The 22,916-nt window shown below is 70.5% G+C and carries 20 protein-coding genes; 7 read left to right on the top strand and 13 right to left on the bottom strand.

Features of this window, described 5'->3' with window-relative positions; genetic code table 11:
* Complete coding sequence (locus tag VGZ23_06065; GenBank protein ID HEV2357160.1) at positions 1 to 612, bottom strand: UbiX family flavin prenyltransferase; 612 nt, start codon at positions 610 to 612, stop codon at positions 1 to 3.
* Positions 613 to 759: 147 nt separating this feature from the next.
* Between VGZ23_06065 and VGZ23_06060 the strand changes: the two genes are divergently transcribed.
* The 6 genes from VGZ23_06060 (at position 760) to VGZ23_06035 (ending at position 8,982) form a co-directional block, all read left to right on the top strand.
* Positions 760 to 1,815, top strand: a complete 1,056-nt coding sequence (locus tag VGZ23_06060; protein HEV2357159.1) for a cupin domain-containing protein — start codon at positions 760 to 762, stop codon at positions 1,813 to 1,815.
* Between the two features lie 130 nt (positions 1,816 to 1,945).
* Positions 1,946 to 3,118: an MFS transporter gene (locus VGZ23_06055; GenBank protein ID HEV2357158.1), complete on the top strand. Its 1,173-nt coding sequence runs from the start codon at positions 1,946 to 1,948 to the stop codon at positions 3,116 to 3,118.
* On the top strand, positions 3,118 to 4,542 hold the full coding sequence (locus VGZ23_06050; protein ID HEV2357157.1) for an FAD-binding protein: 1,425 nt from the start codon (positions 3,118 to 3,120) through the stop codon (positions 4,540 to 4,542). The genes VGZ23_06055 and VGZ23_06050 overlap by 1 nt, the downstream gene beginning before the upstream one ends.
* Positions 4,539 to 5,564: an ABC transporter substrate-binding protein gene (locus VGZ23_06045; GenBank protein ID HEV2357156.1), complete on the top strand. Its 1,026-nt coding sequence runs from the start codon at positions 4,539 to 4,541 to the stop codon at positions 5,562 to 5,564. The genes VGZ23_06050 and VGZ23_06045 overlap by 4 nt, the downstream gene beginning before the upstream one ends.
* A 34-nt stretch (positions 5,565 to 5,598) precedes the next feature.
* Positions 5,599 to 6,588, top strand: coding sequence for a TIGR03619 family F420-dependent LLM class oxidoreductase (locus VGZ23_06040; protein ID HEV2357155.1), 990 nt, complete (start codon positions 5,599 to 5,601; stop codon positions 6,586 to 6,588).
* Between the two features lie 51 nt (positions 6,589 to 6,639).
* Positions 6,640 to 8,982 (top strand): xanthine dehydrogenase family protein molybdopterin-binding subunit, encoded by a 2,343-nt coding sequence (locus VGZ23_06035; protein ID HEV2357154.1) that lies wholly within the window; start codon positions 6,640 to 6,642, stop codon positions 8,980 to 8,982.
* An 83-nt stretch (positions 8,983 to 9,065) separates the two neighbouring features.
* Here VGZ23_06035 and VGZ23_06030 read toward each other — a convergent pair whose 3' ends face one another.
* From VGZ23_06030 to VGZ23_06015, 4 genes are read right to left on the bottom strand one after another with little or no spacing between them, the layout of a single operon-like run.
* Positions 9,066 to 10,487, bottom strand: a complete 1,422-nt coding sequence (locus VGZ23_06030) for a UbiD family decarboxylase (GenBank protein HEV2357153.1) — start codon at positions 10,485 to 10,487, stop codon at positions 9,066 to 9,068.
* Positions 10,488 to 10,499: 12 nt separating this feature from the next.
* Complete coding sequence (gene dapA, locus VGZ23_06025; GenBank protein HEV2357152.1) at positions 10,500 to 11,426, bottom strand: 4-hydroxy-tetrahydrodipicolinate synthase; 927 nt, start codon at positions 11,424 to 11,426, stop codon at positions 10,500 to 10,502.
* Between the two features lie 14 nt (positions 11,427 to 11,440).
* Positions 11,441 to 12,544, bottom strand: coding sequence for an AraC family ligand binding domain-containing protein (locus VGZ23_06020; GenBank protein ID HEV2357151.1), 1,104 nt, complete (start codon positions 12,542 to 12,544; stop codon positions 11,441 to 11,443).
* Positions 12,541 to 13,566, bottom strand: a complete 1,026-nt coding sequence (locus VGZ23_06015) for an ornithine cyclodeaminase family protein (protein HEV2357150.1) — start codon at positions 13,564 to 13,566, stop codon at positions 12,541 to 12,543. Before VGZ23_06015 ends, VGZ23_06020 begins: the two co-directional genes overlap by 4 nt.
* Positions 13,567 to 13,630: 64 nt before the next feature.
* Here VGZ23_06015 and VGZ23_06010 point away from each other — a divergent pair, with 64 nt between their 5' ends.
* Complete coding sequence (locus VGZ23_06010) at positions 13,631 to 14,404, top strand: IclR family transcriptional regulator (GenBank protein HEV2357149.1); 774 nt, start codon at positions 13,631 to 13,633, stop codon at positions 14,402 to 14,404.
* 11 nt (positions 14,405 to 14,415) lie between these two features.
* On the opposite strand, the gene VGZ23_06005 is transcribed toward VGZ23_06010, so the two are convergent.
* The 8 genes from VGZ23_06005 to VGZ23_05970 form a co-directional block, all read right to left on the bottom strand.
* Positions 14,416 to 15,291, bottom strand: a complete 876-nt coding sequence (locus VGZ23_06005; GenBank protein HEV2357148.1) for an ABC transporter permease — start codon at positions 15,289 to 15,291, stop codon at positions 14,416 to 14,418.
* A 6-nt stretch (positions 15,292 to 15,297) separates the two neighbouring features.
* On the bottom strand, positions 15,298 to 16,380 hold the full coding sequence (locus VGZ23_06000) for an ABC transporter permease (GenBank protein HEV2357147.1): 1,083 nt from the start codon (positions 16,378 to 16,380) through the stop codon (positions 15,298 to 15,300).
* 47 nt (positions 16,381 to 16,427) lie between these two features.
* Positions 16,428 to 17,927 carry an ABC transporter ATP-binding protein gene (locus VGZ23_05995; protein ID HEV2357146.1) on the bottom strand — a complete coding sequence of 500 codons (1,500 nt, stop codon included), beginning with the start codon at positions 17,925 to 17,927 and terminating at the stop codon, positions 16,428 to 16,430.
* A gap of 28 nt (positions 17,928 to 17,955) precedes the next feature.
* Entirely contained in the window at positions 17,956 to 19,212 is a 1,257-nt protein-coding gene (locus VGZ23_05990; protein HEV2357145.1) for a BMP family ABC transporter substrate-binding protein, read from the bottom strand.
* A 110-nt stretch (positions 19,213 to 19,322) separates the two neighbouring features.
* Positions 19,323 to 20,312: a 4,5-dihydroxyphthalate decarboxylase gene (locus VGZ23_05985; GenBank protein HEV2357144.1), complete on the bottom strand. Its 990-nt coding sequence runs from the start codon at positions 20,310 to 20,312 to the stop codon at positions 19,323 to 19,325.
* 50 nt (positions 20,313 to 20,362) lie between these two features.
* Positions 20,363 to 21,163: an ABC transporter ATP-binding protein gene (locus VGZ23_05980; protein HEV2357143.1), complete on the bottom strand. Its 801-nt coding sequence runs from the start codon at positions 21,161 to 21,163 to the stop codon at positions 20,363 to 20,365.
* Positions 21,160 to 21,951, bottom strand: a complete 792-nt coding sequence (locus tag VGZ23_05975) for an ABC transporter ATP-binding protein (GenBank protein ID HEV2357142.1) — start codon at positions 21,949 to 21,951, stop codon at positions 21,160 to 21,162. The genes VGZ23_05980 and VGZ23_05975 overlap by 4 nt, the downstream gene beginning before the upstream one ends.
* The coding region (locus tag VGZ23_05970; GenBank protein ID HEV2357141.1) for a branched-chain amino acid ABC transporter permease at positions 21,951 to 22,916 on the bottom strand (966 nt) is incomplete at its 5' end. The genes VGZ23_05975 and VGZ23_05970, both read right to left, overlap by 1 nt.

Here is a 22,916-nt window from a genome sequence, read left to right as displayed (position 1 = left end):
CTAGCCTCGGCCGGAGGTCCCGGCGTCGGACTCCGCGGGCTCGAGCCCGCGCCACCGCCGGATGAGGTCCAGGTGGATGCCGAACTGATCCAGGATCTTGACGACCGTGTGATCGATCAATTCATCGATCGTCGCCGGACGGTGGTAGAAGCCGGGCACCGGGGGCAGGATCGTAGCGCCGGCCTCGGTCGCCGCCAGCATGAGCTTCAGGTGGCCGGCGTGGAGGGGCGTCTCGCGGACGGCGAGGACCAGGCGACGGCGCTCTTTGAGGCAGACGTCCGCGGCGCGCACGGTCAGCGTATCGGCGAAGCTGTTCGCGATCGCGGACAGCGTTTTGATCGAGCACGGCACCACCGCCATCCCGGCGGTGACGAAGGTGCCGCTCGCGAGGGCGCTTCCCACGTTGCGCTCATCGTGCACATAGTGTGCGAGGGCGGCGACGTCGGCGGGGTCGCGTTGCATCTCGTACTCGATCGTCTTGCGCGCGCCCGCCGTGAGAATGAGATGGGTCTCCACGTCGGTCTGCGTCCGCAGCACCTCGAGCAGGCGGACGCCGTAGTGGGGGCCCGTCGAGCCCGAGAGGGCGACGATCAAACGGCGCGGGTCCGGCATGCGCATCTCCGCCGCGCACTTCGGGGCGCGGGTTTTTCATTCCTGTGGAGGCGCGCCCGGGCCGGCGTGCCGCGGCAGGGGCCCTCCGCCGCGGACACGAAGAGGCTCCTCACTTCACGCGTGTGGCCGCGGATCGAGGTGGACAAGGTGAGCGAGAACGAGGGGCGTGTCTTTCTGCGCGGGATCACATCCGAACACTACGGGCTGTCGGAGTTTCGGCGCCGGCAGAGGACTGCACCGCGGGTCCGGCGCAACGGGACGGTCGTCGACGACGCGACCGTCGGCCATTCGGGCGACTCCGACCAGTCGCGCACGACGTGGGTCCTGGGGCCGGGCGACGATCCCTTCCTGACCCAGACGATCCAGGCGCACTTCGTTGAGTTGAAGCCCGGCGGCTCCAACCACGGGCACGGCCACCAGAACGAGGCCCCCTTCTATATCCTGGAGGGCAAGGGGTACGAGATCCATGACGGCCAGCGGTACGACTGGGAGAAGGACGACTTGGTCGTCGTCCACAACGACTCGGTGCACCGCCACTTCAACGCCGATCCCGACCGGCGCGCGCTGGCGCTGGTCCTGAAGGCTAAGGCCACGTGGATGTTTCTCGGGCTCATTCAGCAGGGCCGGAGCGGTCCCGTCGCGGACGGCGACCGGTACGGCCCGCCCGAGGACTGGTCGCGACTGTGGACGCCCGGGGCAGCGGCGCGCAAGAAGGTCGTCAAGCCCGCGGACACCCGCTGGGAAACCACCCGCGACGGCCGGATCCGCGTGATCACGTCGCCCGAGCGGACCGACGTCCGGGTATTCAGCGTCGATCTTTATCAACAGGAGATCCCCGGCGGCGGCCGGTCGGCGAAGCACTGGCACATGGCCGACGAGGTCTTGTACGTGATCTCCGGCCGCGGGCACAGCCTGCACTGGGATGTCGAGGCGGAGATCGGCGAGCGCTACATGGCGCGGGTGGCCAAGGAACCGAGCCGCTGGGAGTTCGAGACGGGCGACCTGGTCTACGTCCCGCACAACACGGTGCATCAGCACTTCAACGCCGATCCCGCCTCCCCGCTCGTCGTGCTCTCGGCCCAGAACCGGCTCTTCAAGTTGCTCGGCTACGATTCGGTACTGTACCTCGAGGACGCGCCCGAGTACGCCGGCCGGGCCCCGGCGGCGGGGCCCCTGGTCAGGGGCAGGCAGGCGCGCGCGTAGCGGGCGACCGCGGGGCCGATCGGAGGCATCGAGGGACCTGGACGCGGCGGAGGTAGCGGCCCGCGCGGCGGCCGCGCCGGAGCGCGAGAGCCACGGCAAGGATCTCGCGCTTCTCAGCGCCGCCCACGCCGTGACGCATATTCCGCCCACGCTCTATCCGCTGGTGTTGCCGTATGCCATGCAGGCGCTCGGCTTCGGGTACGCCCAGATCGGCGTCTTTGTGGGTGCGATCGGCATCGTCGGCGGCCTGCTCCAGGGGATCCAGGCCTGGCTCGCCCGCCACGTCAGGCGCACGACGCTGTGCGGGAGCGGCAACGTCTTGCTCGGGCTCTCGCTCGGCCTCTCGGGTCTGGCCGGCAGTTTCACCGCGCTCCTCGGCTGCCGGCTGATCGGCGCCGTCGCGGCCAGTCCCCAGCATCCTCTCGGGGCTTCGCTCATCACCGACTGGTACCAACGCGGACGGCGCGGCTCGGCGTTCGCCGTGCATTTCTCCGGCGGCAACGTCGGCACGGTCCTGACGCCGATCGTGGCCGGGTTTCTGCTGCCGCGGATCGGCTGGCGCGACACCCTGATGCTATTCGGGATTCCGGGGCTGGTGGTCGGGTCGCTCTTCTGGATCCTGGCCCGGGAGCAGCGGGCGCCGGACACGGCGTTCACGGCGGGGGAGCGGGCGGCGCGGAGATCGGGCGCGGCTCCGGCCGTTCTGCGCGATCCGAACATCCTGGTGTTGTTCGCGAGCCGGGCGTTGACGTCCGGTGGGCGCGGCCTCGGCGTCCTCCTCACCTACGTGCCGCTGTACCTGTTCGCCGCGGTGCATCTGCCGGCATCGACCGTGGGCACCTACGTCGCCGTGCTGGCCGCGGGAGCCGTGGTCTCCCCGGTCGTCGCCGGCCGGCTCGCCGACCTGGTGGGACGCCGCAAGCCGGTGATGCTCGTGTCCCTGTGGGTGTCCGCCGCGGCGACCTCGTGGCTGGTCGCGAGTGGGGCCAACCGGTTCGGTATTCTCGCGGCGCTCGTCGTGCTGAGCCTCGCCGTCTACAACGAAAGCTCGTTGAGCCAGACGCTGCTCGCGGATCTGGTCCCGGATCAGGGGCGGGACGGCGCCTTCAGCCTGTTCTTTGTCGTGTCGTTCACGGCGTCCGCGCTGTGGGCGCTGGCCATCGGCCTCGTGATCGCGCGCTGGGGCTTCCCCTCGGGCTTCGCCGTCATGGTCGGCTCCTACCTCGCCGCCAGCGTCGTGCTCGCGTTCGTGCGTGAAGCGCACCGTGCGGATCCGCACCCGGCCGCCGGCGCGGTCTCCTGATGAAGTGCGACGTTGTCGTCGTAGGGAGCGGTGCCGCCGGCACGGCCGCCGCGCTGAGCGCCGCGGAGACCGCCCGCGCTTCCGGCGGGCCCATCGACGTCGTGATCGTGGACAAAGCCCCGGAAGAAGCCTGGGGCGGCAACTCCCGATGGACCGAAGCCAACATGCGCCTGCAGGACGAAGACAGCCTGGCCCCGGGGTTCGAAGCGGATCTGTTTGAGTTCTCGCGCGGCAAGTCTGATCCGCACATCCGGACCTTTGTGGACCACATCGGGGAAACGATCCGCTGGGTTCGCGCGCGGGGCGTAGAGTTCGAGCGCCGGCCCCTCGGGTTCGGCATGGCGCACGCGCTGCCGCGCATCGGGCCCAATGGCGGCGGCCTGGCCCTCATCATGGCCCTCCGGAGCCGCGCCGAGACGCTCGGCGCGAAGATCCTCTTCGGGACCGGGGCCTGGAAGCTGGCGTTGGACGGCGAGGGCAACCTGGACGGGATCTGGGTGCGGGAGTCCGGCGGCCGGTCGCGCAAGATCTCGGCGCGCGCCGTGATCCTGTGCTGCGGCGGCTTCGAGGGCAATTACGAGATGTTGGGCCACTACGTCGGCGGGGAGGCCGTGAGCCTTCGGTGGGACGTGCCGGCCACCCCGTGGAACACGGGCGACGGCATCGTGATGGCCCTCGAGGTCCGCGCGAAAACCGCGGGGCAGTTCGACGGGTACCATGGGAGCATCGCCGATGCCCGGCCGGAAGCCCGCCGCCGGCGCGCGCGGCCCATCGTCAACTGCTGGCCCTACGGGATCCTGGTCAACCAGTCGGGCCGGCGGTTCGTCGACGAGGGGATGGCCGTCGTCACCGATGCCTTTGAGGCCGTGTCCTGGGCGATCCGCCGGCAGCCGTACAATTCCGCCTTCGCGATCCTCGATCAAAAATTCTTCGCGATCCCGAACCATCCGCGGACGCTCTTGACGCCGCTGCCGCCGATTCGCGCCGGCACGATCGAGGAGCTGGCGGGGCGGATCGAGGTGCCCGGCGATGCCCTGCGGGCGACGCTCGATGACTACAACCGGGCCGTGCAGCCCGGCGCCTTCGACCCCGAGCGCGAGGACGGCAAACGGACCGTGGGTCTCGAGCCGCCCAAGTCGAACTGGGCGCTGTCCCTCGACACGCCTCCCTTCGTGTGCTACCCGGTGGAGGGCACGGTGCAGTTCACGTGGGGCGGGCTCGCGACCGATACGCGGGCCCGCGTGCTTGCGACGGGCGACGTGCCGATCCCCGGACTGTATGCCGCCGGAGAGATCGTGGGATTCTATTACTACAAGTACGTGGGGGGGACGTCCGTCCTGCGGGCCCTCACGTTCGGCAAGATCGCCGGGCAGGACGCCGCCCGGTATGTGCGAGAACAAGGGCCGGATGTGAGGCCGTCATGAGCGCATCTTCACGGGTCGGAAGAGGGTTCGGGAGCCTGTGCCGGCGGCTCGCTGGGATCGCCGCGGTGTGCGTTACCGTGGGTGTTGCGGTGGTGGCGGCGTCGACGCCCCCGGCGGTGGCCCTGCGACTTGCGGTCGTCGGAGGGAGCCCGAGCTTCACCGCGGTGTGGTTGGGCGCGGACTCCGGAATCTTTGAGAAGTACGGCGTGCGGGTCGATCTCCGAACGATGAACGGCTCGGTGGCGCTGGAGGCGTTGCTGGCGGGGGACATCGAGATCGCGGCCGACGGGCAGACGATGGTGCAGGCGGATCCGACAGGGGCCCGCCTGGCCTTCGTGGGAGCCCTGCAGAACGAGTTTGCGGGCTTCGTCGTTTACGCTCGGCCCCAGATTCGTTCCTTCGCCGAGCTCCGGGGGCAGAGCGTCGCGGGAACGACGCCCGCCGCGACCGCCACCTTCGCCATGCGAGATGCCCTCCGAAAGGCGGGCCTGGATCCGGCGGCCGACGTGAACTGGGTGTACCTCGGGACGCCGGCCAGCCAGCTCGCGGCGCTGGAGCAGGGCCTGATCGCGGCCGCCGTCCTCCCCTGGCCTTACAACTTCACCGCGGACCGGGAAGGCCTCCGCGCGCTCGCGGACTTGAAGGCGTGGCACCTACCCGCGGCGGCGACGACCCTGGCCGTGCGACGCGAGTGGGCCGCGCAGAACCGCTCAAGCCTCATCGCCTTCCTCAAGGGGCTCATCGAGGCGACGGCGGTCGCCAAGTCGGACCGGGGCGCCGCGGAGGAGGCCATCGCCAAGCACCTCAAGCTATCCGATCGGACGGTGGTCCGGGCATCCTACGCGCGGTTTGCCGATGTCTGGCCCAACCCCCCGTACATCACGCCCGCGGCGGTCGCCGAGGCGATTCGGGATGTCCCGAGCCCGGACGCGAAACGCCACGCGCCGGTCGAGTTTATCGACAACTCGTTCCTCGACGAGATCATCAAGAGCGGCTTTGCGCAGCCGTTCATCAAGAAGTGAGCGGCCGGCGGGACCAACGCGGAAGAGGGTCGGGATGGCCACGCTAAAATTCGGCGTCTGGGTTCCCACCTATGCCTGGGCCGACGCCGGTCCGGAGCATCTCCGGCGCCTCACGTCGAGCATCAGGAAATGCGAGGAATACGGCTTTGATATTTGGGTGATCGATCACCTCCTGACCGCGCCCGGCCTCTACGGCACGGCGTGGCTGGAGCCCCTCAGCGCCCTCGCCTTTGCCGCGGCCCTGACCAGGCGGGTGCGGCTGGCGACCGGGATCCTGGTCCTGCCGGTGCGCCACCCCGTGCTGCTCGCGAAGGAGATCTCGACGCTGTGCCACCTGAGCGGCGGGCGCTTCGTCTTCGGCGTCGGCCCGGGCTGGTACGCGCAGGAGTTCGCGGCGACCGGCTCGCGCATCGAGGAGCGGGGCCGCCGGACCGACGAGATCCTGGACGCGGTCACCCTCCTGCTCAGCCGTCCGCACGTGTCGTACCACGGGCGCCACTACCGGTTCGACGACGTGACGATCGACCCGCGTCCCGCCCGGCTGCCGGAGATCTGGGTCTCCGGCGGCTCGCGGGTTCCCGACCCGGGCGAGCACGACGTCCCGTTCATCTCCAACGCCGTCCTCAACCGGATCGTCAAGAGCGGGCACTGGCTCTCCCGCTGCTCCGGCACGCAGGAGTGGGTCAAACGCGACTGGGACCAGATCCAGGCGCACGCCCAGACAATGGGCAGGGACCCCGCGTCGGTCACGTTCGGGCACTGCAACTTCGTCCATCTCGTCGAAAAGGGCGGCCAGGCCGGGGCGCTGGAAGCGTCGCGCGGGCCGTTTATCCGCGTCATGGGCACCCACCGGTCGTACGAGCACCTGCAAGAATGCTACATGATCGGCGGCATTGACCGGATCAACGCGCGGATCGCCGACCTCGCGGACGCGGGCCTCACGTACCTCGTCCTCGGCCCGGTGACCGACGACCCGGGACAGATCGACCTCCTGGCCACGCACGTGGCGGCCAACTTTGTCTAGCCCGCCGGTGCGCGCGCTTCGCGCCGTCCGCCGCCGCCGTTGTCCGCGGGGATGAGCGGCCGGCACGTCGGCGCCATCGTCCGCCGGCGTGAGGACCCGCGTCTGCTCACCGGTCGCGGCCGGTACGTCGACGACATTCCCGTCGATCGATGTGCGCACGCGGTGATCGTCCGCAGCACCCACGCCCACGCCCGCCTCGCGGGCGTAGACTTAGACGGGGCCCGCGGTCATCCGTCGATCATCGCCTGCTTCGCGTTCGCCGACCTCGCAGACGTGCTCGGCCCGCTGCCGTCGGCCGGCCTGCCGCCTCCCGCGCTCGAGGCGCGCGTTGGGTTCCGGCTGCGGATGGCGCCGCAGCTGCCGCTCGCCGCCGGCCGGGTGCGCTACGTCGGCGAACCGGTGGCGGTGGTGGTGGCGGAGAGCCGCGCGGCCGCGGAAGACGCCCGCGGGCTCGTCGGCGTGGACTATGACCCGCTTCCCGTCGTGGCGGATGCCGAGCGGGGCGTCGAGGCCGGGGCGCCGCTCGTCCACCCGGAGTGGGGCGACAACGTCGCGGTCGGCTTCACCGTGCGCATCGGCGATCCCGACCGGGCGTTCGCCGGCGCGCCGGTCCGGATGCGGGCGACGTTTCGGATCCCGCGATCCGCGGGGATTCCGCTCGAGCCGCGCGGGATTCTGGCGGTGCCCGGTCCGCGGGAGGGGGACGTCACCGTCTGGGCCTCCACCCAGGTGCCGCATCTGCTCCAGCGGGCGCTCGCCGAGCGCCTCGGCGTGGCCGCGCACCAGGTGCGGGTCGTCGCGCCCGACGTGGGCGGAGGGTTCGGCACCAAGTGCTCGGTGTATCCCGAGGACGTCTTGATCCCGACCCTCGCGGTGCGGCTCCGCCGTCCGGTGAAATGGATCGAGGCGCGCCGCGAGCACTTTCAGAGCGCCACGCATTCGCGGGAGCAGGTGCACGAGGCCGAGATCGCCGCATCGGCGGACGGCGCCGTGCTGGGGTTTCGCGATCGCCTCCTGCTCGATCAGGGGGCGTACAATCCCTGGGGGATCGTGCAGCCGTACAATACGGTGGCGCATCTGCTCGGTCCGTATCGCGTGCGGCACGCGGCCTTTGAGGCGCGGTCCGTCGTGACCAACAAGACGCCGCACGCACCCTATCGCGGCGCCGGCCGTCCCGAGGCGGTGTTTGTGATGGAGCGGATGCTGGACCTTCTCGCCGGGCGCCTCGGCATCGATCCCGCGGACCTGCGCCGCCGCAACACCGTCCGGGGCGACGAGATGCCGTACGACACGGGCCTGCTCTACCGCGACGGGCACCCGTGCGTCTATGACAGCGGCGACTTCTCCGACGCGCTCGAGCGGGCGCTCGTGGCGGTCGGGTACGACGCGTTTCGCCGCGACCAGCCGGGCCTGCGGTCACGGGGCACGTACCGCGGGGTCGGTCTTGCCGCCTACGTGGAGGGGACGGGGATCGGGCCCTACGAGAGCGCGGCGGTGCGCGTGGACGCGACGGGCAAGGTCCTCGTAGCCACCGGCGCGTGCTCGCAGGGCCAGGGACACGAAACCACCTTCGCCCAGATCGCCGCCGACGCCCTCGGCGTTGACGTCGACGACATTACGGTGGCCGGCGGCGATACGCGCGAGGTGGCCGCCGGCATCGGGACCTTCGCCAGCCGCAGCCTGGTCGTGGCGGGCAACGCCGTGGCCGGCGCGGCCCAGGACGTGCGGCAGAAGCTCCTGCGGGCCGGCGCCGTGCTGCTGGAGGCGGCAGAAGGCGATCTCGACGTGGCGGACGGGCGGGTGTTCGTGCGGGGCCAGGCCGGGCGCGGACTGCCGCTTGCCGATATCGTGCGGTCCAGCCTGCCGACGCTCCAAGGCCCGCGCGTGGCTGATCCCGTCTTCGAGGCGTCACGAGTCCACACCGTGCCCACGGTGACTTTTGCCAGCGCGGTGCACATCGCGCTCGTCGAGGTGGATCCGGAAACAGGCCTGGTCACGATCGCACGGTATGTCGTCGCCCACGACTGCGGCCGCGTGGTCCACCCGCTCATCGTCGAAGGCCAGATCCACGGCGGGGTCGCCCAGGGCATCGGAGGCGGGTTGGGGGAGGCGCTCGTGTACGATGCCGCCGGACAACTCCTCTCCGGCTCGCTCGCGGACTACGCGCTCCCCAAGGCGCGTGACCTGCCGCGCATCGAGGCGATTCACCTCGAGCATCCGTCGCCGAGGAACCCGCTCGGCGTGAAGGGCGTCGGCGAGGGCGGCGCGATCGCCCCGCCCGCCGCGCTGGCCAACGCGATCGAGGACGCCCTCGCGCCGCTCGGCGTGCGGATTACGGAGGGGCCGGCGACACCCGAGCGGATCGTCGCGCTCATCCGAGCCGCCGCCGGATGACCTCCGCGGCCGCGCGGCGCTCCGGTGCGGCGTCTCGCCGGCGAAGAACCCCGCGGGCCCCCCCGGCCCGCCGCGATCCGCGGCTACGACAGGATCGCGCGCCCCCATTTCTTCAACGCCTCGTCGCGGCGCTCCGGGCTCGACTCGGCGACCAGCGGGAACTCGTCGCGCCATTCGAACGGCCGCGTGGCGTCGATGAGTGCGCGCGAGTTGAAGCCCTTCTGGCCCGGCCGGATCGCGGGATCGAGCGGGCCGCTCCAGCAGCGCCGCAGGATGTCGATGTCCCGCTCCGGGTCGCAGCGCGTGCAGACGGCCCACATGACTTCCTCGAGGTTCATCACGTCGATGTCGTCGTCTACGACCACGGTGAAGCGGCCCAGATAGGCGCCGGCGTGGCACTGGGTCGCCACGGCCACGGCCTGCTTCGCGTGCCCGGGATAGCGCTGCTTGATCGCCACGACGTTGAACAGGCGTGACCCGCCGACCTCGTGGCACCAGACGCCCGTCACGTCGGGCACGCCGGCCTGGCGGAGTTCCTCGTCGATCGCCGCCGCGCGGAGAAAGGCACGGTAGTACGCCAGCTCCGACGGCGGTTTGACCGGCGGTGAGCCGAGCAGGATCGGGTCGTTGCGATGGTAGAGGGCCTGGACTTCGACCACCGGTTCTTCCCGCTGCTTGCTGGCGTAGTAGCCGGTCCACTCGCCGAACGGGCCCTCCGGCAGCCGCCGGTCGGGTTCGACGAAGCCTTCGATGACGATCTCCGCGTCGGCGGGGATGGGGAGCCCGGTCACGGGGCCCTCGATGACCTCCACCGGCCGTCCTTTGATGCCGCCCACCCAGTCGTATTCGGACAGGCCCCAGGGGAGCTCGATGCCCCCCGCCATGAAGATCGCCGGGTCGTGGCCGAACGACATCGCGATCGGCATCCGGCCGCCGCGCGCGAACCACTTCTCCCGCTGGATCCGGCCCTGCTTGCCCGGCGAGATGTAGAACCCGACGTGGTTGCGATCGTGGATCATCACCCGGTAGCAGCCGAGGTTCACCCAGCCTTCGTCGGGGTCGCGCGTGATGTCCACGCTGCCGGTGCCGATGTACCGGCCGCCGTCGTGTTCGTGCCACTTGGGCGTGGGGAACGCGAGGAGGTCGACGTCGTCGCCGCGGCGGACGTTCTCCATGACGGGGCCGTCACGCACGACCCGCGGTGCCAGGGGGCGCAGCGCGCGGTTCTTCTCCTGCCAGAGCCGGAGCAACTCGCGCACGTCGCGGTCGGCCGGCAGGCCGAGCGTATGGGCGAGCCGCTTCGGTCCGCCCAACGCGTTGACGAGAATCCGGTAGCCGGCCGGGTACTCGGCGATGCGGTCGAACAAGACCGCGGGGCCGTGCCGGTTCATCACGATCTCGGTGATGACGCCGATCTCGACGTCCCAGTGCGCGTTGTGGATCGTCTTGATCTCGCGCAGCTCTTCGACCTCGGTCATCCAGTCCCGCAAATCGCGGTAGCTCATCCGGGGCTCCTCTCAGGCGGTGCCGACCGGCCGGGCCGTCGGGCCGAGCCGCGCGCGTTCCAGCAGGGCATCCAGCCGCGCCGCGAGCCGCTCGTCCGCCGGGACCATCGGCAACCGGTGTTCGTTCCGGGGCAGCAGCCCGAGGCGCGTCATCATGTACTTGATCGGGATGGGGTTGGTGTCCCAGAACACCGCGCGGTTCACTTCGAACAGCGAGGCGTGCAACGCCCGGCCCTCGGCGAGCGAGCCGGAGGCGACCGCCTCGTACAGCTCGGCCACCTTGCGCGGCGCGACGTTGCCGACGGCGTTCATGAGCCCGGCGGCCCCGATGGCCAGCATCGGGAAACTCAGCTCCTCGAGGCCCACGAACACCCGGAAGTCGGGTCCGAAGCGGTCCAGCACCTCGCTCACGAACCCGAGATCGTTCGCGGCCTGCTTGAGGCCGACGAGCGTCGGCAGCCGCGCCGCGATCCGCTCGATCGTATCGACCTCGAGCGACACGGCCGCCCGGCCCGGGATGTGGTAGAGCAGGCAGGGGAGATCGGTGCGCCGTCCCACGTCCACGAAGTACTCCACGAGCCCGCGCTGCGGCGGGCGGAGGTAGTAGGGGGTGACGATCAGGACGGCGTCGGCGCCCGCGTCGTCCGCCTGCTCCGTCAGCCAGACGGTCTCGGCGTGGGACTGGGAGCCCGTGGCCGCGACCACCGGGACGCGGCCGTGTACCGTGTCGACGGCGACCTTGACCAGCCGCGCGCGTTCTTCGGCCGCGAGCGTGCTCGGCTCGCCGGTGGTGCCGTTGACGACGATCCCGTGCGATCCCTCCGCGATTTGAAATTCGATCAGGCGGGCATAGGTGTCGTAGTCCACGGCCCCGCCGGCAAACGGCGTGACGAGCGGCGGGTAGGATCCGCGCAGGAACGTCCGCGCGAGCGGCATCATGCCGGCGGCGACGTTTACCGGCCCGCGACGGCCGCGCGGTTGGTGGCGAACCCGGCCTGGGAGCCCAGGACCCGCGGCGCCTCGCGGAGGTCTTCCTGCCAGATGAGCGAGTCCATCGCGAGGTTGAGCGGCTGGTCCTGGATCGTCAGCTCATACACGGGCTGGTCGTCCGACCGGTGGTTGTGGACGGCGAAGCCCGGCGCGGTCAGCATGAGGTCCCCGGCCTTCCAGCGGTAGGTCTGCTTCTCCACGACGCTGCCGCCGGTGCCGCCGAAGAAGTAGTTGATCGCCGCCGACGTGTGCCGGTGCGGCTTGTCCACGATGTGGGGCGGCCGGATCGTGATCGCCGCGAAGAAGTTGTTGGTGGTGCCGTTCGTGCGGCCGGTCGCCGGGTTGTACAGCAGGTAGAGGCGGCGGCCGACGTACTCCTTGCCGAGGGAGGCGAGCTTGTCGAGCTCCGCCCGGACCTTGGCCCACGGCCAGTGCAGCGGCCGCTGCTCGACGACGGGTGGATTGACCAGGCGCTCGTACGTCATGAGCTGCGCGCCGCCGTCGAGGGTGATCGGCGCGGCGAACGCTTTGGCGGGTGCGGCGCCGCCCTCGTGCTCGTGCTCGGGCGCGTGCCGCGGCTCATCGGTCGGCGGATTGTCCTCGACGTAGTGGATGTGGAGTTTCTCGAGCAATGCCGCGTTGCTGTAGGTGAGGCGCACGTGGAGCTCGTTGGTGTCGTTGTGGTGGGTGTACACTGCCATCGACGGGTGGACCCACACGTCGTACTGGGTGAAGCGGATCGTCTCGCCGTTCACGATCGTGTGCCCGGCGCCCTGGATGCAGAAGTTGGCCTGCGTCGAGTTGTGGCGGATCGGCGCGGTCCGCTCCCCGGGAAGCAGCACGTTGAGCGAGACCTGGATGCCCGGGGCGAGGCCGAGGCCCGGCTCTTGGGCATTGGGATGGACGATCAAGGTACTCCGCCGCCCGTTGGCCGGGGCCGGCAGACCCGCGAGGCGCCGCACCTCGTCCTCGAGCTGCTCCTTCGGGATGACGACCGGCGGCCAGAGGTCAATCGGCTTCGCGGTAAACCCGGTCCGGTCGGCTAACGTCGCGCGTACCTCGTTCATCGTTCGACACCTCCAGACGTGGTGTTGGCCGGTCCCAGGCGAAGACTCGCCCGGACCGGATGGGGGATGGGACGGCCGAGGCCGCGTTCGAGCACGGCCCGGTAACAGCGCAGAGCGACGGCGAGATCAGAAATGCCCATGCCCATGGCTTTGAACAGCGTCAGGTCCGCCTCCTGGGGACGCGTCTTTGCCCCCGCCACGAGCGCGGCGAGCGGCGTCACGGCGGACCAGTCTTGCGCGCCGGTCGCAAAGTACGCCGTGAACTCGGAGGAGAGGGCGCGCACCTGGGCGACGTTGTCGACGGCGAGCACGGCGCAGCGCGCCAGCAGGCCGGGTTCGAACTCCGCCCGCTCGGGCGTGATCGCGCCGACGGCGTTCACGTGCGTGCCCGGGGCGACCATATCCGAGAACAGAAACGGCTCCGTCGCGCGTGTTGCAAGCGTCACGATGTCGGCGCCGCGGACCGCCTCGGCGACGGACGGGGCGGCGGTGGTGCGGATGCGCAGGGCCGCTTCGACGCGGCGGGCGAACGCCTCGCGGCGCTCGGCGTCGCGGCTGAACACGCGGATCGCGGCCAGCGGCCGCACCGCCGCCACCGCAGCGGCCTGCGGCAGCGCCTGCTCGCCGGTGCCGATGAGGGCGAACGTCCGGGCGTCCTCGCGCGCCAGCGCGCGCGTGGCGATCCCGGAGATGCCCGACGTCCGCAACTGCCCCAACGCGAAGAACTCGATCACGGCGAGGAGGCGTCCGGCGGCCGCGTCGAACAGCAGCACGAGCGGCGTGGACCCGCGCGGCGTGTTCACCCAGGTCTTCGTGACCGCGATTCCCAGGGACCGCGCCGTCGCCCCGATCGCATGCAGGCTGCCGCCGGTCCAGGCCACGTGCGTCTTCGTCATGTTGCCGGCCTGGCCCGCGGCTTCCAGCCGCAGAACGTCGTCGAGGGCGGCGATCGCCGTCTCCATGTCCACCAGGGAGGCGGCCTCGGCCTCGGAGATCCAGAGGAACCGGTCGGGCGAGGACATCGCGCCCGGGGTATTCGCCGCGGGCGCCTTGACGCCTCTCGGCCGCGGCGCTAGGCTTTCTGCTGTGAAGAACACCGTTCCGAAGCCGCCGGCGTACCCGATCGAGTCCGTGGACAACGCGCTCAAGCTGCTGCGGATGCTGCGCGAGCGCCGCGAGGTGCGGGTCTCGGAGGCGAGCCGCTCGATCGGCGTCGCGCGGTCGACGGCGCACCGCCTCCTGGCGATGCTGCAGCACCACGGCTTCGTCGAGCAGGACCCGGCGTCGCGCGCCTACGTCGCGGGGCCGGCGCTCGTCGATCTCGGCGCGGCGATGCTGCGCGACCGCGACATCCGCGCCCGCGCCCGGCCCGCGCTCGAGGCGCTCAGCCGGGAGACGGGCGAGACCGTGCACCTGATCGCGCTGCAGGGACGCGACGTGCTCTTTCTCGACTGCGTCGAGAGCACCAGGGCGGTGCGGGTCGGGAACCGGACGGGTCTCGTGCTCCCGGCCCACTGCACGTCGGCCGGCAAGGTGCTGCTCGCCGCCCTGCCGCCCGACCGTTTGCGGGATCTCTACCCGGACGAGCACCTTCCCGCGCTCACCCGCCGGTCCATCCGGACGCGCGCCCGCCTCGCCCGTGAGCTGAGCGGCGTGCGCAGGCGGGGGTACGCGACGAACTTCGGCGAGACGGAAGACGAGATCGGAAGCATCGGCGTGCTCATCCGGGACCGGCAGCGGAGTCCCCGCGCCGCGCTGAGCGTGGCCGTGCCGATCTCGCGGCTGGCGGACCGGGTGGTCACCGCGTCGGCCCGGGCGGCGCTTCGCGCCGCGGCCGCGATCGGCGGCGCGCTGCCGTGATCGCGGGGACGCTATTCCTTTGAGTAGGGAAGCCCGAGCGCCGCGGGAGTGGCGGCGCCCCGTCGCGTTCGAAACCACGGCGTCGAGATCACGGACAAGATCACGATGGTCACGGCGAAGGGGATCGTTCTCCACAGGTAGCGGGAGAGAACGCCTGGGAGCACGAGTTCGGGGCTCAGGGAGAGCTCCCACATCGCCCCGAAGAGCAGCGATCCCGCCAGCAGAATCCACGGGTTCCACATCGAGAAGAACACCAGCGCCAGGCTGATGAATCCCCAGCCCTGAAGAAAGTTGTAGTTCCACACGGGGTTGTAGGACAGCGTGTACGTCGCGCCCGCAAGGCCGGCGAGGGCGCCGCCGCAAACGACGCAGAGGTACCGGGTGAGGTCGACGTTGACGCCGGAGGCCTCCGCGGTCGCCGGATCCTCGCCGACGGAGCGGATCGCGAGTCCGGGGCCGGTCCGGTAGAGCAGGACCCACGCCGCGGCCACCAGGACGATCGCGAGGTAGACGAACGGCGAGAGGCCGAGGAACGCGGGGATCCGCGCCAACCCGAGCGGCCCGGTGTACGGGTTCCCAATGTAGGTGGTGAGCCCGAAGCTGAGAATCCACAGCCCCATCCCGCTCACCACCTGGTCGCCGCGCAGCGTGATGGAAAAGAATCCGTGGGCGAGGCCGAGGAACGCGCCCACCGCGAGGCCCACGAGAAAGCCGGCGATGTGACTGCCGGTGGTCCGCGCCGTGATGAAGCCCAGGGTCCCGCCGAACAGCATGAGCCCTTCGAGACCCACATTAAGGACGCCCGCCCGCTGGTCGACGAGCTCGCCGAGCGCCGCGAGCGTGAAGACGGTGGACGCCTCGAGGGCCCGCACCAGCAGCGCGGCCATCGAACCTCAGGGACGCTCCGCGGAAATGCCGGGCCCGATGAGCGCGCTCGCCGGCCGCCAGACAATACGGAAGTGGTAGAAGAACTGCGATCCGACGAACGCCATCGTGAACAGCCCGAGCATGGCATAGTCGACCCCAAAGGGAAGTTGGAACTGCCCCTGCGCAAACCGTCCCCCCAGCGACAGTCCGGCGAAGAGCAGCGCGACGGGCGCGGCGCCAAGAGCACTCCCCCGCGCGATCAGGGCGCAGATGATCCCGTAGAAGGCGAGGTCGCCGTAGTAGCCGTAGTTCCCGGGGATCCGGTGCAGCTGCGGGACGGCGCCGAAGTAGTGGTAGCCGGCCAGCCCCGCGAAGGCCCCACCGAGGAGGAACACGGACATCGACAGTCTCGTCGAATTGATGCCCGCGTACCGGGCGGCCGCGGGACTTTCGCCGAATGTCCGGATCCGGTAGCCGAGTGTCGTCTTCGCCACGAGGACATCGAGCACCGCGGCGGCGCCGAGGGCGAGCACGACCGTGAACGGGACGCCGGACACGACGGACGGACGCAGGGTCGCCGGGAGACTGAAACCCTCCCCCTCCGCCGTGCCGCTCATGAATGGCCCTCCCGCCTTAATGAGATTCGCCACGAGCCAGAACAGAATCCAGTTGAGCATCATCGTCACGAGGATCTCGTTGACCTGCAGCCTGGCGCGGAGGAGCCCCGCGAGGCCGGCGACGGCGGCGCCCGCCGCCACGGCCGCCGCCGTCATGAGCCCGATCAGTAGCGCCTGGGCGATGGGATTGGACGGACCGGGCGCGGGCACCGCGAAGGCGACGGCGAAGGCGGCAAGCGCGCCGGCGTAGACCTGCCCGGGCAGGCCGATGTTCCACAGTCTCGCGCGCAGGGGCACGAGGAAGGCAAACGTGCAGAACAGGATGTACGTGGCCCGGTTGATGGTCGCGGCGACGCCGGACGGATCTGCGAACGCGTACGCGAATACGACGCCGTACACCGCGAGCGGGTCGGCGCCGGCCAGGAGGAACAGCCCGCTCGAGAGCACCAGGGCCAGCAGGATCGCCAATCCGGCCGCCGGCATCGCGGGCATGCTCGCGGCGTCCGGCCGGCGCGCCAGGGCGGGCCCGCGCCCGAGCCTCACGGGACCCCCGCCATCATCGCGCCGACGGTGTCGGCGTCGGCGCGCTTCCGGGGCAGGAAGGCGACGAGCCTGCCCTCGTACATCGGCGCGACCCGATCGCTGAGGGTCAGGATCTCGTCGAGATCTTCCGAAATGAGCAGGACGGCCGCGCCCTGCGCCCTCGCCTCGAGGAGCTTGCCGCGCACGAACGCGATGGCCTGGACGTCCAACCCCTGGGTGGGCAGATGCGCGATCAGGAGGCGCGGGGTCCGGGACAGCACCCGGCCCATGATCAGTTTTTGTAAGTTTCCGCCGGAGAGATGGTGCGCCGGCGCGTGCGGGTGTCGCGCCTTGACGTCGAACGTGGAGAGGATGTGCCGGGTAAGCCGTTCCAACCCGGGGTAGTCGAACAGCCCCCGCCGGTGGAAGCCCGGATCGAAATGATAATTGAGCGCCACGTTCTCGACGAGCGAGAACGCGGCGATGGACGCGACCTCGAGACGTTCCGCGGGCACGTAGCCGATGCCCATGCGCCATCTGTGCGCGGGCGCCGATCGCGTGACGTCACGGCCCTCGAACAGCACGCGGCCCGACAGCGCGGGGCGCAGACCGGCCAGCACCTGCGCCAGTTCGTCCTGGCCGTTGCCGGTCACGCCGGCGACTCCGAGGATCTCGCCCTCGTCGAGCGCGAACGAGACGTCGCGCAGAGCGGGCAGGCCCTTGTCACTCCGAGCGGAGAGGCCTTCCACGCGGAGGACGGGACGGCGGGTCTCCCGTCTCCCCTCCGCGGCGTTGACGGAGACGTCGTGGCCGATCATGTGCCGGATGAGCGCCTGTTCCGTGGCCTCGGCGGCGTCCATCCGCGCCACGACCTGTCCGGCCCGCAGGACGGTGACCGTGCGGCTTGCCGCGAGCGCAATCGGGAGCTTGTGGGTCACGAGGAGGACCGTCACGCCCTGATCCCGGACGAGCGCCCGGAGGGCTCCGAGCAGCGCCGTCACCTCGGGCGGCGTGAGCGCGGAGGTGGGCTCGTCGAGGATCAGGATCCGGGCGCCGGCGTAGAGGGCCTTCAGAATCTCCACCCACTGCTTCTGGCCCTCCGCCAGCTGCCACACCTTCGCCCCAAGGTCGACGGCCAGACCGTGACGGCGGCACAGGGCGTCCACTTCCTCGCGGGCGCGCCGCAGACGTATGAACCCACCGGACCGGGGATGGCCGAGGATCAGGTTCTCGAACACGGTGTGTGAGGCCACGAGCCTGCGCGTCTGGTGCACCATGCCGATCCCCTGCGCCATGGCGTCCTGCGGCGACCGAACGTGCACGCGCCGACCCCGGAGGTAGATCTCGCCCTCATCGGGCTGCACCAACCCAAAGAGGATCTTCATGAGGGTGGTCTTGCCGGCGCCGTTTTGACCCACGACGGCGTGTACTTCCCCGGCGCGGACCTCGAGGTCCACGCGGTCCAGCGCCAGCAGCCCGGGAAACCGCTTGGTGATCCCGCGGGCCTCGAGGATCACCTCACCGGATCCTTGCGGTGCCCCGCCGCTACTTGAGGATCGTCATGCCGTCGAGCGCGAAGTTGAACTTGGACAGGAGCCAGGCGTCGGACGGCATCGTGCCGGCCGGTTTCACCACGGTCCCCTTTGGCGGGATGGGCGTGTCTTTCACCGCCAGGCCGGTGCCGTTGCTGACGAGGGCGTCGGCGCGGAACGGATCCCACTGGCCCTTCATCATCTGGTCCCGCCGCTGCGCCACCAGTCGGAGGATCGACGGGGGGATGAGGCCGCGGGCCTTCGGGCTGATGGCGTTCACCCCGACCTGCTTGTCGTTCATGATGTCCACGGCGGGCTCGACCGTGCCGTCGGCCAGGGTCGTGGTGTCGCGCATCCCAAGGTACAGGAGCGTGCCGGGCGTCCGGTTGCCGGCGAGATACTCCCGGATCATGCGGTCGTACAAGACTTCCCAGCGGGTGTCGAACGACACGGCCACGGTATTCGTGTTGGACCAGCCGTAAAATCCCACAATGTCCATGTCCTTGCCCACGAACCAGACCTTGCGCGCCTGCGCCACGTCCAGCGGCGATCCCGAGTCCGTCTGCTGCGTGATGACGTCCGCGCCGTACTGGCTCACCAGCGTCTCAGCCGCGTCCCGCTCCTCGGTCGGCTTGTACCAGTCGCCGACGTACTTCACGTGCACGCTGACCTGCTTGCCGAGTACCTTGGCGCCGTCCTGGATGCCGAGGAAGAACCCGGCCGTACGGCGGAGGACCTGGACGTTCGGGAAGGCGGAGACGATTCCGATGTGCCCGCTCTTCGTCAGCGCCGCGGCCACGAGCCCCTCGAGGTACAGCGGCTGATACTGCCGCGGGAAGAACCGGATGAAATTCCGCTCCTGGGTGATGTCGCTGGCCACCACGGAGGCGAAGTAGACGTTCGGGTACTTGGCCGCGATGTCTTTGAGCGGCAGTCCCATGAACTCCGCGTTGCCCACGACGATATTGGCGCCCTGCCGGATGAGCGCCTCGGCAAAGGGCACCGTGGAGTCCGGCCCGACCTCTTCGCGGTACACGTATTTCAGATTGGGGTACTTCTGCTGGAGCCGCAGCCCGGCGCGGTGGTGGGCGCCGGACCAGGTGGTCCCCTTGATCACGCTAAAATGCAAGATCGCCAGGGTTACGGTTTTGCCCGCGGCCGCGGCCCCGGATACCGCCGCGGGGCCTGCGAGGAGGGCCGCGACCAGAAGAGCCGCGATGGCGTTGCGCACCGGCACGAGCCGCGCGTTTGGCCTCACATGTCGACCCATGATCACCACCGAGTGGACTTCGGAGTGGGCACCGACCTGCCGTTGAAGCAAAAGTATGCTGTGATGCGCCTGGATTCTCCTGCCGCGCGCGCGCCTCCGGGGCCCGCGGGTCAGATCCGAAACGCGCGCAGGGCCTCGGGCACAAACAACTCGTCCGGCGTCACCTCACGGTGGCAGACGCCCTGTTCGTAGGCGTACCGGCAGAACGCCGCCAGGGTCACGCGGTTGGGCTCGAGGCCGTAGGCGAAATACTCTCCGCCGAACAGATCGCGCCAGCGCGCCGCGTAGTCCGCCATCCAGGGCACCGGGAAGCGGGAGGCCATCACGTCGAAGGCCCGGCGCACGCTCCGCCGGCGGGCCTCGTCGAACGCCCGGTAGAGGTTCATGGCCACCCAGGGCGACGCGGCGTACACCTCCCGCTTGATCGCGATGACGTGCATGATCGGAAAGATGCCGGTGCTCCGCCAGTACGCTTCTTCCACCGCGGGCGCATCGGCCACCAGGCGCACGACGTCCGGCGCCCCCTGTTCGTACGGCGCCGGCGGGTGCGCGCTCATCACCGCGTCGAGGTCGCCGGCCATCAGCATGTCGCTCAGCGTCCGGTCGGCCGCCCGGTGCAGCCGGAGGTCGCCGGGCAGCCGCAGCTCGACCTTCTCGAGGCGCCCCGGCTCGTTGACGCCGGCCTGCCACCACTCGATCGACGACAGCGGCACGCCGTACTGGTGCACGAGAAACCCGCGGGCGTAGATCCCGGCGGTCTGGGCCCATTCCGGGATCCCGACGCGCCTCCCGGCGAGCTGCGCGGGATCGGTCAGATCCGCGTCGCGCCGGACGTAGAGCGAGGAGTGGCGGAAGGCGCGGTTCGGAAACACGGGGATCGCGACCATCGGCGCGTCGCCGCGGGAGACCAGGGCGATGTACTTGCCGAGCGACATCTCGGAGACATCCCACTCGCGGAAGGCCGTGAAGCGAAAATGGATCTCCTCCACGACGAGGTTGAGGGGCACGAGGTCGATGCCCTCGGCCGTCACCACTCCGTTCGTGAGATCGCGGACGTGGTCGTAGTCGCTGATCGCCAGGGAGAGGCGCAGTCTGCTCATACCGGTCTTTTCTGACTCGGGTGGGGCGGGCTCCTCGTCGGCCGCGGGGACTAAGCCAGCACCGCCCGCAGCCGCGCGGCCAGCGCGGCTGCGTCCCCGCTGCCCGGATCGATGGCCGCGCCCACGCCCAGGTACCGGTGGACGACCTCGGGCATGCGCGCAAGCTCCCGGCCGGTGCCCGCCAGCACCACCCGCCCGGTCTCGAGCACGTAGCCCCGGTCGGCGACCGCGAGGGCGAGCCGCGCGTTCTGCTCGACGATCAGCACGGCGGCGCCGGCGTCGCGGAGCCGCCGCAGCACCGCGAAGATCTCCGTCACCAGCACCGGCGCGAGCCCCAGCGACGGCTCGTCGATCATCAGGACGGCGGGCCCGGCCATGAGGCCCCGGGCGATCGCGAGCATCTGCTGCTGGCCTCCGGAGAGCAGGGACGCCTCCGTGGCGAGACGGGGAAGGAGCGCGGGGAAGATTTCGCAGACGTCCGCGGTCCGCGCAGCCAGCGCCGCCGGCGTGAGCCGGCGGCGCTGGCCGTAGGCGCCGAGCATCAGGTTGTCGGCCACGCTCAGGCGGCCGAAGATCTGGCGCCCTTCCGGCACATGCGCGATTCCCAGCTGCGCGATCCGCGCCGCCGGGAGGCCGCCGGTCGATCGTCCGTTCAACAGGATGGTCCCGGAGACCGGCGCGATGAGGCCGGAAATGCACTTGAGCAGCGTCGACTTGCCGGCGCCGTTTGCGCCGATGAGTGCGACGATCTCGCCGGCCGCCACCCCGAGGTCCAGGCCGCGCAGGACCTGCACGTCGCCGTACGCCGCCCGCAGCCCGTGCACCATGAGGCGCAGATCGCCCGCCGTCATCCGTCGCGTTGCCCCGGTGTCTCGTCGCGGCCCAGGTAGGCTTCGATCACGCGCGGGTTCGCCTGGACCGCGGCGGGGGATCCCGTCGCGATGACCCGGCCGAGGTCCAGGACGATCACCTCGTCCGCGATTCCCATGACGAGCGACATGTTGTGCTCCACCACCACGACGGTCACGCCCGCGGCCCGGACCGCGACCAGCAGGCGCGCCAGCTCACCGGTCTCGATGTCGTTGAGCCCGGCCGCCGGCTCGTCGAGCAACAGGATCCGCGGCGCCGCCATGAGCGCGCGGACGACCTCGAGGAGCTTCTGCGCGCCGAGCGGCAGCCCGGCCGCGGGGTCGTCGCGGCGGCCGGCCAGACCGACGACGTCGAGCAGCGCCTCCGCCCGCGCGCGCATGGTACGTTCCTCGCGGCGTACGGCGCCGAGCCACAGCGCCTGCTGCCACGCGGTGGTACGGCTTCGCAGGTGTCCCCCCACGAGGATGTTCTCGAGCACCGTCATGCCCGGAAACACGCGCGCTGTCTGAAACGTGCGGATCAGCCCGAGCGAGGCCACCGCGTCGGGACTGAGGCCGGCCAGGCTGGTACCGAAACACACGACGTCGCCCGCGTCCGGGTGGTAGAGATTCGTTAAGACATTGAACAGCGTCGTCTTGCCCGCGCCGTTCGGACCAATCGCCGCGGTGAGCGATCCCCGGCGGATGCTGAGGTCGACGCCGGCGATCGCGAGCACGCCGCCGAACGATTTGGACAGGCCCCGGGCTTCGAGGGCCGCGGCTTCCGCCACTAGACGCTCCCCGTCGTCGTCTCGACCGCCGCATCCCGCGACACGGGGCGGCGCCCGAGGCGCCGGACGCCCGCGAGCACACCGCCGAAGATCCCGCCCGGCAGGTAGAGCATGATCAAGATGAGGATCAATCCCTCCGCCGCCGTCTTGTAGACCGCGAGCGGCTGAAACACGGTCGGCAGCAGGGTCAGCAGGGCGACCCCAATCACCGGCCCGACGAGCGTGCGCTCGCCGCCCAGGGCCAGCATCGCGATCATCTCCACGGATCGAGACGTGTTGACCATTTCGGGCGACAGGAAATGGAAGTGGAACGCGTAGAGGCTGCCGGCGACCGAGGCCAGCGCCGCGCTCACCAGGAACACAGAGACTTTGTAGCCCGGGACCCGGATCCCGAGCGCACGGGCGGCCGTCGGGTCCGCGCGGATCGCCCGCAGAGCCCGCCCGTATCCGGATCGGGCCAGGTTGGCGAAGAGCAGCAGTGCCGCGCCCGCGAGCCCCCAGACGAGGTAGTACGTGGACCGCGGGCTCGCAAACGTGTAGCCGCCCGCCGCGAAACTGGGGATCCCCACGAGGCCCGACGGCCCCCCGGTGAGGCCGGTCGCGCCGACCGCGACGGAATCCACCAGCAGGCCGAAGGCAAGCGTGGCGAGCGCCAGGTACAGCCCGCGGAGCCGGGCGGTGACCAGTGAGAGGACGAGTGCCGTGGCCAACGCGAGGACGATGCCCGCACCGGTCGCCGCGAGCGGGTCGACGTTGTGGCGCGTGGCGAGGATCGCCGCGGTATATCCGCCCACCGCCATGAAACCGGCCTGACCGAGACTCACCTGCCCGGCAAATCCCATCAGGAGATCGAGGCCCAGCACGGCGATGGACAGGATGCCCGTGATGACGAGCGATCCGATCAGTCCCGTTCCCTCGAGAAGCAGCGGAAGGAGCCCCATCACGAGCACGCCGGCTCCCGCCAG

Source organism: bacterium (assembly GCA_035945995.1).
In the GTDB taxonomy this organism is placed as follows: Bacteria; Sysuimicrobiota; Sysuimicrobiia; order Sysuimicrobiales; family Segetimicrobiaceae; genus DASSJF01.
Note: the sequence above shows the minus strand (reverse complement) of the source record. Positions and strands in the feature narration are given on the sequence as shown.

What these genes read in the sequence shown, in the direction of transcription:
- VGZ23_06065 (HEV2357160.1), bottom strand. Translation starts at nt 612, where the DNA reads ATGCCGGACCCGCGCCGTTTGATCGTCGCCCTCTCGGGCTCGACGGGC.
- VGZ23_06050 (HEV2357157.1), top strand. Translation starts at nt 3,118, where the DNA reads ATGAAGTGCGACGTTGTCGTCGTAGGGAGCGGTGCCGCCGGCACGGCC.
- VGZ23_06045 (HEV2357156.1), top strand. Translation starts at nt 4,539, where the DNA reads ATGAGCGCATCTTCACGGGTCGGAAGAGGGTTCGGGAGCCTGTGCCGG.
- VGZ23_06040 (HEV2357155.1), top strand. Translation starts at nt 5,599, where the DNA reads ATGGCCACGCTAAAATTCGGCGTCTGGGTTCCCACCTATGCCTGGGCC.
- VGZ23_06035 (HEV2357154.1), top strand. Translation starts at nt 6,640, where the DNA reads ATGAGCGGCCGGCACGTCGGCGCCATCGTCCGCCGGCGTGAGGACCCG.
- VGZ23_06030 (HEV2357153.1), bottom strand. Translation starts at nt 10,487, where the DNA reads ATGAGCTACCGCGATTTGCGGGACTGGATGACCGAGGTCGAAGAGCTG.
- dapA (HEV2357152.1), bottom strand. Translation starts at nt 11,426, where the DNA reads ATGATGCCGCTCGCGCGGACGTTCCTGCGCGGATCCTACCCGCCGCTC.
- VGZ23_06020 (HEV2357151.1), bottom strand. Translation starts at nt 12,544, where the DNA reads ATGAACGAGGTACGCGCGACGTTAGCCGACCGGACCGGGTTTACCGCG.
- VGZ23_06015 (HEV2357150.1), bottom strand. Translation starts at nt 13,566, where the DNA reads ATGTCCTCGCCCGACCGGTTCCTCTGGATCTCCGAGGCCGAGGCCGCC.
- VGZ23_06005 (HEV2357148.1), bottom strand. Translation starts at nt 15,291, where the DNA reads ATGGCCGCGCTGCTGGTGCGGGCCCTCGAGGCGTCCACCGTCTTCACG.
- VGZ23_06000 (HEV2357147.1), bottom strand. Translation starts at nt 16,380, where the DNA reads ATGCCCGCGATGCCGGCGGCCGGATTGGCGATCCTGCTGGCCCTGGTG.
- VGZ23_05990 (HEV2357145.1), bottom strand. Translation starts at nt 19,212, where the DNA reads ATGGGTCGACATGTGAGGCCAAACGCGCGGCTCGTGCCGGTGCGCAAC.
- VGZ23_05985 (HEV2357144.1), bottom strand. Translation starts at nt 20,312, where the DNA reads ATGAGCAGACTGCGCCTCTCCCTGGCGATCAGCGACTACGACCACGTC.
- VGZ23_05980 (HEV2357143.1), bottom strand. Translation starts at nt 21,163, where the DNA reads ATGACGGCGGGCGATCTGCGCCTCATGGTGCACGGGCTGCGGGCGGCG.